Genomic DNA, 13945 nt, shown 5'->3' with positions numbered 1-13945 from the left:
CCCCTATAAACTAACCTACTTACACTATGGGCTTTTATTATTAATAATCAGTATTTCACTTATACATACAATCGCTAAATGACTAAATCACTATACACTTTAAGCTGTACAACTTAAAGCAACTAGGGTACCTACACTAAGTATTACGCTGAATTAAACATTTGTCAATTATTATTTAAGAAAATTTTAAATAATCTGAAATAAAATCGTTATTTCTTATAGCAGCGATGATTCACGGCTGCACAATTTTATTTTTCAAACGTTATCGGACGTTCATGTCACTTGGGTGCGGACCTTTGCGGCGATTGCTGTTTAACCCATTAATCTCTGCCATATCATCGGCAGTGAGTTCAAAATCAAACACGTTAAAGTTTTCTTCTATTCTAGACGGTGTAACTGATTTAGGGATGACAATTGTGTTGTTTTGTAAGTGCCAGCGCAATACAACTTGAGCCGGAGTTTTGCTATGTACTTCAGCAATTTTTTGAATGACCTCGTCTTGTAACACTTCTCCTCCTTGATCAAGAGGACTCCATGCTTCCACAAAAATATTATGTTTGGCGCAAAACTCTTTTAATTCATTTTGAGCAAGATACGGATGGCACTCAATTTGGTTTAAAACAGGCGTTATATCACATTCGTTTAACAAGCGCTCTAAATGCTCAATTTCAAAATTGCAGACGCCAATTGCTTTTACTTTTCCATCGTGGTAAAGCTTTTCTAATGCTTTATACGTCTCCACGTACTCATCATATTGAGGCGTAGGCCAGTGAATTAAATATAAATCGACATACTCAAGTCCTAATCGTTCTAAGCTTTCATCAAACGCACGTAATGCATTTTCATAGCCTTGGTCGCTGTTCCAGACTTTTGTTGTAATAAACAGCTGTTCTCGAGGAACAGAAGATTCTTTAATCGCTTGACCTACTCCTTCTTCATTTTTATAAATCATGGCTGTGTCAATAGAGGTATATCCAACCTCAATTGCTTTTGACACTGCAGCTGCTGCCTGGTTATCTTCTACTTGCCATACGCCAAACCCAAGCTGAGGCATTTTCAAACCATTGTTTAATGTAACAATATTCATTTTACACGTCTCCTTTTTTGTTAAAAAATTCAAAGTTTTAATGATGGTGCCAGCCGATCAGCATAGCAACCTGTCCTATTATAATGCCGACTGGGATTCCTATAATCATGGCTCCAAATCGAAATTTAAAAGACCATGCGCGCGGCACAAGGGAAAATAAATAAATCATACTCATCGTTGCCATACATGTACTGCTAAAAAAACTGACGACGGTGTGTAAATTTGGCATTACTTCTCCTCATTTCACTAGAACGTTTGCGCCTTTTCAATTTCATCATTTATCTTTCGTTCTAATGCCTATGTTTTCGCAGCCGACATAGTTACATTCGTCAAATGGTTCCGTACTCCTGCTTTAATCAGTTAAAAATACTTTACCTACGTAACTTTTTTAATTAAAACGAATATGTGCTTTTAACTTCAAAGTTGTGTATAATTTCTGTATATTAAAATAATAAGATTTTTTCACTGTAAAGAACAACTGCACATTCTCTGTAAGGCAACCATACATATTTGCAAGAGTTAACGAAAGGAATGGATATAAAAAATGGCGATTGAAAAAGTAAAAGCATATTTTAAACAATACGGTATGGAGAATCGAATTATCGAAATGGATGAGTCCAGTGCTACTGTAGAACTAGCAGCGCAAGCTTTAAAATGCGAGCCGAAACGGATCGCAAAAAGTCTTTCTTTTAACGCCGAAGGAACTGTTCTATTGATTGTGGCAGCAGGAGATGCGAAAATTGATAACCGAAAATACAAAGAAGAGTTCGAAACCAAAGCAAAAATGCTTGGAGCAAGTGAAGTAGAAACGCTGATTGGTCATGCTGTAGGCGGAGTATGCCCGTTTGCCGTTAATGAAGGTGTTCACGTGTATCTAGATGAATCTCTGAAACGTTTTGTCACCGTTTTCCCTGCCTGTGGAAGTGGAAATAGTGCAATCGAATTAACAATACCCGAACTAGAAGAATTTTCGAAATGCTTAAAGTGGGTTGATGTATGCAAAGGATGGAATGAATAATTTAGATAAATTACGGTACAGCTATACATAAAATAAATAAATAAATCAGCACGCCAACAAGCTGAAACAGTTTTTTGTTTCAGCTCATTGGTGTATCTAAACGAATTTATGAAACAGCTTAACCCAACCTAGGTAAGAAACCCCTAAGAGAAATACAAAAAGAAATAGTAAAGGAATGTTCCTAGGGATAAAAAGCCAGCCGTCTAACGTATTCCACAGAAATTCACTTTTATTTGCTTTTCTCATCATTTTCACCTCAAGCAGATTTACTATTTTTTCTTCAAAAATTCTTTTACATAGTTATATACAGTATCTTCAACTTATGACCTTTTTTCAAGAAAAACGTGCACGGAAAATGGACTGAATGTGAATCTTTTTAATTTATACCCGTTATGTACTCACTCATCGTCTTATTTTCATCTGTAAAAAAAGAAGAAGCCTGCATGTTTAGATGCAGGCTTCTTCTCGTTGATTCAGTCTTTCCTTTGTTTGCCTAGGCAGGCCCTTTCGTTACGTATATCGGTTCATAACCAAAGTGCCTTGTGTCAGATACGAATATCTGCTTTCAATCTGCGGTAATACATTTGCTGAAGTCGCTGTTAAGCCTTTCAAAACTAATCAGTCCCTTCAAACGCTAAGTATTTAACCTTCCACAACAACCATTTGCATGATAGCTGCTGTACTATATATGTACCCCGTATTTATATAGTAAAACCTTAAAAAACAATTTTTTAGACTTTATAGCAAAGAAAATTTAGATCCTATAAGCGAAAGAAGCGCGCCAGCTATCAGTGCCTCTTCTGCTCATCCTCACGCAGGTAAAGAAAAGCATCCGCAGTGAAATTGGTCAAATTTATTTAATGTATCATTTGATCAATTTGTTGAAATGCATCTTCAAGTGAAGCATATCCATTTGTTTCTTCTTCGTTGCCTTGAACGGTCCATTCTTTCTTTTCTACTGCTAGTTTCCCGTCTTTATCTTTTATATAAGGTTTGTTAACCATAAACACCTGATCATTCTTTTTTACTGTGTAGCCAAGATAATAGTGATTCCCTTCTCCTTCTTCTTCATATACAGAAACGCCTTGAAGGTTATATTTGTTTAAAATGTCATCCATATGATGAGTCAGTTCACTTACAATCGCTTCTCTTCCTACATATTCCATATTTCGTACCCCTTTTCATTTTGATTTATACTTAGCATTCCCTTGAGCATATTCAATTACACTATCTTTCAAGCGTTGTATAAACAAAGCGACTCAATATGAAATTCATTACATAATAATAAAAAAGCCACCTCACTGTAACACAATGAAAAAACATTGCTAAGTGAAGTAGCTTTTTATTAATTAATGGAATCTATAGAAATAAGAAGATGTGCGGAACTTGATTATAGTTCAGTTAAAATAATCGGTTCACCGTTTGTTACAACAATCGTATGTTCACATTGTGCTACAAGACTATTATCAGGTGTAACAAACGTCCAGCCGTCGTCTCCACGTTCAATGATATGATCAGCTTTCATAGAGATAAACGGTTCTACAGCAATAACAAGACCTTTTTTCAAAAGTGCTTTATCCATTGGATCATAATAGTTTAAAATGTGGTTAGGAGCGTCATGCAAGCTGCGGCCAACACCATGACCCGTTAAGTTTTCAATAACCGCGTATCCGTTTTGGTGTGCAAAGTTAGAAACAGCACGACCAATTTGGTTTTGTTTTGAACCAGCTTTTACTTTTTTCATAGCTGCCCAAAATGCATCTACTGCAGCCTGGCACAGCTTTTCTTTTTCTTCGTCTTGCCCAATAACAAATGAAATACCCGTATCTGAATAATAGCCGTCAAGTACGGCAGATACATCCACATTGACTAAATCGCCATCTTTTAATACTCGGTCTCCCGGAATACCGTGAGCCACTTCTTCGTTTACACTAATGCACGTTACCCCTGGGAAATTATATTCTTTTTCAGGTGCAGAAATAGCACCATGTTCATCCAATATTTTTTTACCGATCATATCAAGTTCTTTTGTTGTCATGCCTGCTTTTGCTTGGTTTTTCATCTCTTCGCGCGCAAGTGCAACGATGCGCCCAATTTTGCGTAAACTTTCTAAATCTTGTTCGTTACCAATAATCATAAAAAAACACTTTCCTTCCTCGAAATATATATCCTATCCGATTTTATCATATTTTTATGAGGATTTTTCAAAAGACCTTTTAAGAACTAAAATGTATGATTAATTAGATTAGTAAGATATTTATCATATGTAAAAATCCTCTTCATTAACCTATGAAATTCAAAAAAGCATGCTACTTCACCGCAGCATACTTTTTTATGTTATATAAAAGCTGCCTTAGTAAGCGGCAGCTCTCACAATCCTTTATTTCACTATTTCAAATTTCACTTCATTAAACAAACTAGTAGAATTCCACACATTCAGCCCAGCATAACCTTCTGAAAAGGTAGGATCCATTGTATCGATTACCAGCTTGCCTTCGAGATAAACTTGAATGTGCTCTCCTTCAGCCCTTACTTTTAGATGGTAATCTGTATTTGGTTTTAAATCCAGCTTTCCCCCATCGTCGTAAATCATGAGATCCTTTCCTATTCCATCTCTAAACGCAATGAGTTTCACTTGATTATTAAGCATATCTACATTCGCAGCGTAAGCGTTATTTGCCTGTTCATCCGAACGGAATACTAGCGCTCCTGCTCCTGTAGAATTTGAAACAGCCTCCTTTAACACCTTTATCTTTGCCTCATATGTGAAATTTTTTGCTTCTTTTGATGATAAGGTAAAGGAATCTTCTTTGCTTCGTCCTTGTTTCCCGTTAATCGTATCGGCCCATAGTCCGCTAATATTCTTCCATCCAGATAAGTTTGTATCAACAGGACTTTTATTCCAAATAGATTTTAACGGATACATCTTAAGAGAATTTAATTTTACAGCGCCTCCTTTGCTATAAAGCTTTATTTTATTACTTGAAAGCGTTGGAAAGAGCTGGTCTGTTATTACTTCCGTGCCGTCATTACCAAATACTTCTACAGATGACTGGTCTACAAATATATGAAGCTTAACCTTTCCATCTTTTGGAAGCATGGAAGCAGAGTGTTTGCCTTTCACATTTCCACCAAAATCAAAACTTCCAGAGTTTGTTCGGTCAACAAATAATCGCTGCTGGTTTACGTTATAGCTGACTTTTGTATTTTCACTGCCTTCTTTTTGAATTTGAAAACCAAACTCTTGTGCATCTGTATTTGAAACATCGAATTCTGCCATAATTTCATATTTGTTTTCCTGTATGCCTGAAAGAAGATTTTTATTTTCAACGACCATCAGATTTTTTAACACCTTTTTTTCTTGCTTATTGCGAATTGAATCAATTGAAACAGGTATTTGTTTTAAACGAAGTCCTTTTGCTGTGTTGGTGAGTTCTATTTTTCTTGGAATTGACATAGAGCTTCTCCAAGTAGTAGTTGGGGTATTGTTGGCATATTGCCAGTTGCTCATCCAGCCTAGCCAATACTTTTCTCCGTTATCTCCTTCAACTCCGCTCCAATCTACAGCGGCATAAAAGTCGGCACCATAATCTGTCCAAAGCACTTCCTCTGGCGGGTTTTCATTTTTAAATGTTTTTCCGTCAAAATCACCAACAAAGTACTGCATACCTGAACCTCCAGCTGCCGCTCCATCATTGATGCTGACCTGCAGCACCCATTTTTTCTTTGTGCTGTCTCCATCAACCGGCAGTTCGAGTAAAGTAGGACACTCCCAAATCCCTCCGTTGCTTCCATGAGTGGATTTCACCCATTCTCCTGACACAGTATTCCAATCTGAAAGCTCTCCGCCTTCTCTTTGTTTAGCTTCCTCTGGTTCTTTTGCTACACTGTCTACTTTATCCGGCATTTTTTCTGTATTAAATACATTCACATCATCTAGATTAATATGCCCCCATCCGCCTACAGCTTGATCAACGGCTTTAATGTACAGTACTTCTCCTATATACTTAGAAGCATCCCATACGTAGCGCTGATACTTTTCATCTGCAAACTTTGTATTCGCTTGACGAATCAATTCTTTGTCGTCAGATGCCCGGACTAAGGCTACATAGCGGTTTGTGGGGTCGTTTCCGCCTCCCATTAACAAATTGATTTCACCTGATCCGCTCAATTTAAAATAAGACGAATGTAATTCTCCAGTGGCATTATCTCCATCTTGCTTATCAGAAAAACCCCATAAATGATACTTTCCTTTTTGTTCAAAAGGACCGCTCCAATTTGCGGTTGCATCCGTTACATGATCGTTTGTGAATGCATTTCCCTTTATCGTTTTCCAGCCGGTGAGATCTCCTGTTTCAAAACTTTTATTTTTAATTTCTTTTTCATCTGTATCAATAAACTTGGTCATGTTAACGTCTTGAAACCGGACTGAAGATTGATTAACGTGTAGTCCAAACAATCCTTTTGAAAAAGTTTCATCTTTTGCAGTAAGGGTGAAGTTATCGTCTATATGCAAGTCAAGTTCATTTCCCGATGCAGTTACTTTTACTTGATGTGATTTGCTCGTATCAATTTTTTCATTTGTTTCGGCAAGGACAGTTGAAATGCCATTTTGAAGCTTTACTAGTTTGATTGTATCCTTAGAAGCATCGACGCTAGCTATATATCCGTTTTTGGCTTCCGCGTCTGCTCGAAAAAGTAGTGCACCTGAACCATGGTTTTCATCTAAAAATGTCATATTTGACTCGTAAATAAACTGATCTCCCTGTTCTTCACTCATAATATATCCGTCGCTGTCAGATTTACCGATTTTTCCATCAGTAGTATCATTCCACGTTCCCGTAACAGGTTTCCAGTTAGATAGATTGGTTATGAAATTAGATTGATTCGTAAATTTAACATGACGAAAGACAGCTGTGGAATTCCATGCTGTTAGTCCAAACTGACCGTTTTCAAAAGATGCATCACTGCCTTCTAAAACCTGTTTCCCATTTAGCAGTATCTTAAAGTGATGACTGTTTGCTTCTACTTTCACACGATACGCTTGTGACGTATCAAGCCTCATTGGCTTTGAAACAACAGTCGTTACGCTTCCTTTCTCTACTTTGTTAAGTGTTAAGAGGTTCTTTTCAGCATCTAAATTGACGGTATATGCGTTTGTTGCATCTTTATTAGAACGAAAAACAAGGCCTCCTGCACCTTCGCGTCCATTCTTTTCTACAAGCGTAATTTCTCCCTCTAGAGTAAAGGATTGACCTTTTTGTTCAGACAAAGTATATGAATAGGCACCGCTTTGACCGTTTGCTTGAATCCCTCCATCAGGTCCAAACTCACTTGCGTATTCCCACTTTTTTAAGTCAGGTGATGTATAAAACATGATTTTATCTTTAGCAGCTAAAGACATCACCCACTGCTTGGTTTGCTCGTGCCAAAACACTTTTGGATCGCGCCAGTCAGGAACTGGGGGATTTGGCATAACAGGATTTCCTTCATATTTGGTCCACGTTCTTCCGCTGTCCTTGCTGTATGCTAGACTTTGCACTTGTCCTTTGCTCCCCGAGTGTGTAAAGATAGCTACCATTGCTTCTTTTCCAAACCCTGCGGTATTATTCCAATCGATAACGGCACTTCCTGAAAAAATCTCTCCGTTCTCGTCTGGAGAAAGAGCAATCGGCAGGTGTTTCCATTTCACTAAATCTGTACTAACTGCATGCCCCCAGTGCATAGGTCCCCAAGTGGTACCGTAAGGATAATACTGATAAAAAAGGTGATACTCTCCGTTATAATAGACCATTCCATTTGGATCGTTCATCCAGTTCGCTTCTGGAGAAAAATGAAATTGATTCCGGTATTTTTCTTGATAATACCCTGTATTATCAGCTAATACAGGGTATGCAGAAAACAAGCTTATGGAACAAGCGACTCCAATCATCAATAACTTTTTAACGGTTCTTTTCATCTTCCTGTCCTCCTTTATTTGCATACTGGTTATGTAAAACATTTTCACCAGCAGATGCTAGAAGAATAGATGACTCCTCTTATTTATCACCCTAAAAAGCCTATCCAATAACCCCCTATACCAATTAAGAAAATACCGAAAATAATAAGCAGCGGATTTGTACCCTTTCGAAGCATCCATGCTACTAATAGAGTTAGTGCTAAAGGTAGCAGTCCTGGTAAAATACTATCGAGTACGTCTTGAACGGTTTTAACGACAACTTTACCAGAATCATCTTTGATCCTAGAAACAACCACTGGTATATTAATAGTGGTCCATTTCGAAACCAATGCTCCCATTACAAAGAGTCCTAAAATGGACGCACCTTCCGTCAGTTTTTGAATTCGATTGCCTACTAAATCTTTTAAAATTTCTGTTCCTTTTAAGTAGCCATATTTTAATCCATAATATTTTGTACTTAATCGAATTGCATTAATTAAGATGAAAAACAGCAGTGGCCCGGCAATATTCCCTCCTAACGCAAGCGATGCGCCTAGGGCTGCGAGAACTGGTCGAAGCGTTCCCCAGAAAATAGGGTCTCCTACACCAGCAAGCGGGCCCATTAATCCAATTTTCATTCCGCTGATAGCTTTTTCATCAAAATCTTTTTTGTTTGCCATTTCTTCTTCCATTGCTGCCGTGACGCCGAATATAGGTGCAGAAATCCATGGGTGTGTATTGAACCATTCTAAATGACGCTTTAATGCTGCATTTCGCTGAGCTCCCGGTCCATATAAGCGTTTGATTGCTGGAATCATGACATAGCAATAGCCCATTGCTTGAACACGCTCAAAGTTAAATGAACCGAGTAAAAAATTCGAACGAATGAACATGCTAAAGATATCTTTTTTCGTTAATCTTTTTTCATTTTCCATCTCTATCCCTCCCCTAAGTTCGCCGTTTAGGCATCTAAATCATCATCGTCATCATCATATACTTGTTCGCTCCCTGTAGCTGCGGGAACGCCTGCCGGCTGCATTTGATTTCGCTGCTGCATTACTTGTTGATAAAGAAGTGCTAAACAAAGACCCAGCGCTCCAAATCCTACTAGGTTAAACCCTGTAAATGCCGCCAATAAGAACCCGATATAGAAAAAGGGCTTTAAATGAGGAATGTTCATCATATTGATAACCATGGCATATCCTACGACCACGATAATGCCTCCCCCAATTTGCAGGCCTTTTGTAATAACTTCCGGAATATTTCCGAGGAAAGTTTGCACGGCGCTTACGCTGATTAATGTCACAATTAAAGTTGGAATCATAACGCGGAGAGCCTGAAAACCCATAGCAGTAATATGCATAATTTCAATTCCTTTAAAGTTTCCTTCTTCCGCGTACTTGTCAGCCCGATGAATTAAAAATACTGTGATGGTACGAACAAAAATGGTGAGTACTTGCCCTGCAGCTGCTAAAGCTATGGCTACCGCAATGCCTTCACCAATCCCCTGACCAGCTGTGATAACTAAAATAGTTGAAATAACAGAAGCAATAGCCGTATCAGGTGCCATCGCCAATCCAACATTCATCCATCCAAGAGCCATTAATTCCAGTGTTCCACCTAAAATAATGCCGGTTTTTAAATCTCCAAGTACCAAGCCTACTAATGTGCAGGCAATGAGAGGACGATGGGATTGCCCTTCGTCCAACACGCTTGCGATGCCAGTTACCGCTGCAATGACTAATAATAAAATAATTTGTATGGAAGACATAAACTCATCTCCTTATTTGATTTTTGTTTCATTTCTCAGTAGTTGAATAAAATTTTCACTAGAATCTGAAGGTAATTGGCGCAGCTCAAGCTTTACGCCTAGTTCCTGCAGTTTCTCAAAAGCATCGATATCTTTTTCGGTAACGCTTACAGATTTAGTGATTTGTTTTCGGTCATTAGCAAAACGCATGCCGCCTACGTTTACTGTCTCAATAGGTACGCCCGCTTGAACAAGAGCGACAATGTCTGCGGGGTTTTCAAACAGCAGCATGGCTGTTGTATCCTGATAACGCGGGCTGTGAAAGGCTTTTGTCATTTTAGAAATCGAGACAGCACTTGCTTTTACATTCGAAGGAGCTACAGAAAGAATAAGCGTTTTTCTCATTTCATCCGCTGCCACCTCATCTGAAACAATGATAATTCGATCTGCTGCATTTGTTTTGATCCATCTTGTTAATACCTGCCCGTGAATAAAGCGGTCATCAATTCTTGCTAAAACGATTTTCATAATAATCCATCCTCTCCGATTTGGTTTGCTTGCTGGATTTTCTCCAGATGTTCACTGCACACTTGAAAACTTTCTTCATTCACTTGCTTTAATCTTCCTAGCATCTCTTTTAATGTAACGTGTTCTCGCATGGCTAACACTTCTAATAGCATAGGCAAGTTAACTCCAGATACCATATCCGCTGTTTTATTTTTAAGGATATATGGAGTAGCCGCATTGTAGGGTGTACCTCCGAAAATATCGACTAGAAAAAGCACTTCATTTTCTAAGGGCATTTCCTCTAATGCCTGCTTATATTTTTCTTCAAGGGTTTGGATACCCTCTCCTTTTAAAAAAGGTACAGCTACTACGTGATTCTCTTCACCAAATATCATTTTGGAAGACCCCTCCAACGCTGGCGCGAAATCACCGTGTCCACTAATAATGACTGAAATCATGTACACTTGCTCCTCTCTTTTACGTTCTACACTTATTTATTGCAAGTATCGTGCCAACAAAGAGTATTAAGCGCTTTCATTTGTTTTTCAATACCTTTTTCTGTGTTGTTGATACAGGTTTCTTAAAATAAACAAACCTGTATCAAAACGTCATGCGTTTTAATACAGGTTTTTCTGTTATTTAAAAAGTGGGATAAAAAAAGAAACTAGTGGCATATAAATCAAACTAGTTTCTCAGAATTATAATATGATTTTTACATTTCATCCGCAAAAATGGTGGCAATAAATAATTTTTCATCTCTTGTTAAGGTAAGTTTCAGCTTTTTTTCGACGGCTTGTAATGTTTTTTCCGTTTTTTGATAAATCTTTTCTAACTGATGAGTGATTTCTTCATCCTCTGGAAAAGCAAGAGGTTCGTTTTTTATCATTCTTTCTAAAGCAAAGGCTGTATGCATCACAATTCGAATCATAACAGTGTTGCTTAATTCCATTTCTAACTCATCTTGTACATGACTTAACCACTCTAACAGAATCTCACTTATGAGGTACGGGTTAATAAATAGAAGGTACTTTCGCAAGTTTTCTTCGCAAAGTTCGCGCACCACGATATTCGCTTCGGTTTTCTCGTCATCATAGCGTATGGTTTCTTTTGTAATTGCCTGTTGAAGTATTCGCTCTCCCTGCCCTTCAATGAGGACTTCTAATGATACATGAGGCGCATCAATCTTAGGGTTTTTGGTACCTGCTGTTGCGACAATTTCATATTCTTTTTGAATTTCCCGAATGTTTGCTGCTAATTTAATAGAAGAAACGGTTAGAATTTTAATAGGCTCTTGAGATACTTTGCGTGAAATAATCGTTAAGATTTTTTCTAATTGTTTTGCTGTACCGCTTCCTGTTGTACAAATAGAAACAAGGGCTTTCTTTTTTCCAAACACATGCTGCTGCTTATCTATAAATTCCATAAAGTCTTTTTGCACCGAATCAAATATGGCATATAAATTTAAGTCTAAATAATTTACTTTTCTAACGGTGTCTAACACCATAGACGTCGTCACGTTGCTGATTGTTTTAATCTTAGTCCCTGTTTTTTGTTCCAACTTGCTTTCTAACATGGCAAGCGAGCCCATGTCCACAAGCATTAATACGCCTTCTCCTTCATCTACTTTCTTAATTCCCTGTATTAACCTGTCTACAATTTCGACCGGAGATACCGTCAAAGGCACATCAATAGCTATAATAGGAGTGCTTCCTAAAAGCTCCGTAGCCACTTCTACCATAGAAGTGGCCGTGCTGTTTCCATGTGCAGCAACTACAATTCCTACTCGTTTATTTTCTTCTAACGTTCGAATTGATTGAATAACCATTGTGAGATAAATAACTTCTATTTCTGGCACGCTGATGTTAAACCACTTTTCAATTCGATTTTTAAAAAGCAGGGCTACCGCATATTCTTTTGGATATGTTTCGCGAATTTCATCTATCTCCTTTGTATTTAATACGTCTACTTGTTTTTTTCGCTTTAAAAAGGATTCCATATGCATACTTAAAAAATGAATAAACCTGCGATCAAATTTACAGTTCAATTCTTTTTCAGCCAACTGTTTTAATTCTTTTGTAAGCTGAATCACATCGTCTTCCACAAACTTCATTAAATTAGAGCTCTGGCCATTTTTTTGATTAAAAAAGCTTCGAACATTCAAATGAATGTCGGTAAGAATATACTGATTGATGTCTTCTTGAGATAAACCTTCTTTTGTTAAAACATCTACTTTTTCTTCTATTAACTGATATAAATTAAATGATAAGTCTTCCTCCATTTTTATTTCTTGGCTCTCCATAGCCGGGAAGATAATCGTTTTAAGGTTTACATATTCAGAAATTTTTTTGCTGCGCTCCATATTTTTACTATTTGAAATCCAATCTCGTTTAATATCGTCAGGCAGATCTCGCACTGTAAGTTCCACCATATGTTTACTATCAAGGTTATTTAAAAATCCGTGTGCGCAAACGAGCTGCACATTCGACTTTAACTGCCCTACATTCCCGAATTTTTCAGTGTGGATTAAAGCATTTAATACATCAATGTGGACACTTAGCTTTTTATTAATTCGTTTAGCCTCTTGTTCTAAAAGAAACGTGGTGAGGCGAATTTTTTCTTTTAAAGACCTCTCTTCTAATGAGGGAATATGGATAGTCATCGGAATTCTTCTTAAGAAAGTTTGCAGTAAGGCTGAACCGGGATTTTCAGTTGTAGCACAAATAATTAATACCTTAGACGTTCGCTTATGATCTGTTTCCCCTAGACGGTTATACGTACCTTGATCAATGAGATAGAAAAGCATTTCTTGGCCTTCGGGAGGAAGCCGGTGTACTTCATCCATAAAGAGAATACCTTCATTTGCTTGTTCTACTAAACCTACTTTACTTTCAGTTGCTCCGGTGAAACTCCCTTGCTTATGACCAAATAACTGAGAAAGAAGTAATTGAGGATTATGGTAATAATCAGCGCAGTTAAAGGTAATGAACGGGGCATCTGTTTTTAGCCTCTCTGAATATAAGGCAAATTGATAGATTCGTTTTGCAAAAAGAGATTTTCCCGATCCCGTGGGACCTAATAGCAGCATATGTAATCCATTAGGCGGGTAAAGAACAGCAGCTTTTGCTTGAGAAATCGATTTTTTCAAACTTCCGGTAGCTCCAATCATTAATTCAAAAGGATTAGCAGGAAGATCTTCTTCTTTTCCCCCATTAGATAGCTGCTCTAGCTTTTCTACTTCCATCTTATTCGTATCCCACTTTTGACGACAAATGGTTTCAACAACCTCTAGCGGAACGTAGCGAACGGGGAACATTTTAATTTTGATTACTTTTTGCATGCGGACAAGTTTGTTAAGTTCAAGACTTACATTAGATCTCTCTAAATCTAACTGTTCAGCAATTTCAATCGCTGAGCTTCCTTGTTTATGTAAAAGTTCCACTTCTGTAAACTCTTGAAAATTACTCAGCAGCTGATTGTATACCTTATCAATTCGTTTCATTAGAAGCACCTTCTTTATTTTCAGTTAACGATTGGAATTTTCTCTTTCAAAGAAATGATCATTCCCTGCTACTACAAGCTATTTCATCTACAAGTACCCTCATGTCATACTAATCTATGAAAACGTTTCAAACCATTATATGTAAA

Annotated in this window: 11 protein-coding genes; 1 reads left to right on the top strand and 10 read right to left on the bottom strand. The window is 37.6% G+C overall.

The genetic code is table 11. The features are described 5' to 3' along the window. Positions 1–262: 262 nt before the first annotated feature. Positions 263–1087: an aldo/keto reductase gene (locus LJC66_RS08430; RefSeq protein WP_230932293.1), complete on the bottom strand. Its 825-nt coding sequence runs from the start codon at positions 1085–1087 to the stop codon at positions 263–265. 37 nt (positions 1088–1124) lie between these two features. Next, positions 1125–1316, bottom strand: a complete 192-nt coding sequence (locus LJC66_RS08425) for a hypothetical protein (RefSeq protein WP_195697138.1) — start codon at positions 1314–1316, stop codon at positions 1125–1127. A 315-nt stretch (positions 1317–1631) separates the two neighbouring features. Here LJC66_RS08425 and LJC66_RS08420 point away from each other — a divergent pair, with 315 nt between their 5' ends. Further along, a complete protein-coding gene (locus LJC66_RS08420; protein WP_230932292.1) occupies positions 1632–2105 on the top strand; it encodes a YbaK/EbsC family protein in 474 nt (157 codons plus the stop codon). A gap of 857 nt (positions 2106–2962) precedes the next feature. Here LJC66_RS08420 and LJC66_RS08415 read toward each other — a convergent pair. The 8 genes from LJC66_RS08415 to LJC66_RS08380 form a co-directional block, all read right to left on the bottom strand. Next, positions 2963–3271, bottom strand: a complete 309-nt coding sequence (locus LJC66_RS08415) for a DUF5634 family protein (RefSeq protein WP_230932291.1) — start codon at positions 3269–3271, stop codon at positions 2963–2965. A gap of 224 nt (positions 3272–3495) precedes the next feature. Continuing rightward, entirely contained in the window at positions 3496–4242 is a 747-nt protein-coding gene (map, locus tag LJC66_RS08410) for a type I methionyl aminopeptidase (protein ID WP_013056309.1), read from the bottom strand. A 243-nt stretch (positions 4243–4485) separates the two neighbouring features. Then, complete coding sequence (locus tag LJC66_RS08405; RefSeq protein ID WP_230932290.1) at positions 4486–8064, bottom strand: glycoside hydrolase family 32 protein; 3579 nt, start codon at positions 8062–8064, stop codon at positions 4486–4488. A gap of 86 nt (positions 8065–8150) precedes the next feature. After that, entirely contained in the window at positions 8151–8978 is an 828-nt protein-coding gene (locus tag LJC66_RS08400) for a mannose/fructose/sorbose PTS transporter subunit IID (protein ID WP_013056298.1), read from the bottom strand. Between the two features lie 26 nt (positions 8979–9004). Next, positions 9005–9814, bottom strand: a complete 810-nt coding sequence (locus LJC66_RS08395; RefSeq protein ID WP_028408130.1) for a PTS mannose/fructose/sorbose transporter subunit IIC — start codon at positions 9812–9814, stop codon at positions 9005–9007. 12 nt (positions 9815–9826) lie between these two features. Next, positions 9827–10321, bottom strand: a complete 495-nt coding sequence (locus LJC66_RS08390; protein ID WP_013056296.1) for a PTS sugar transporter subunit IIB — start codon at positions 10319–10321, stop codon at positions 9827–9829. Then, on the bottom strand, positions 10318–10758 hold the full coding sequence (locus LJC66_RS08385; protein ID WP_014460796.1) for a mannose/fructose/sorbose PTS transporter subunit IIA: 441 nt from the start codon (positions 10756–10758) through the stop codon (positions 10318–10320). Before LJC66_RS08385 ends, LJC66_RS08390 begins: the two co-directional genes overlap by 4 nt. A 254-nt stretch (positions 10759–11012) precedes the next feature. Then, positions 11013–13799 carry a sigma-54-dependent transcriptional regulator gene (locus LJC66_RS08380; protein ID WP_195694874.1) on the bottom strand — a complete coding sequence of 929 codons (2787 nt, stop codon included), beginning with the start codon at positions 13797–13799 and terminating at the stop codon, positions 11013–11015. Positions 13800–13945 lie beyond the last annotated feature (146 nt).

Source organism: Priestia sp. TSO9 (assembly GCF_021029645.1).
Taxonomy (GTDB): domain Bacteria; phylum Bacillota; class Bacilli; order Bacillales; family Bacillaceae_H; genus Priestia; species Priestia megaterium_E.
This window is presented reverse-complemented; position numbering and strand designations above follow the sequence as displayed.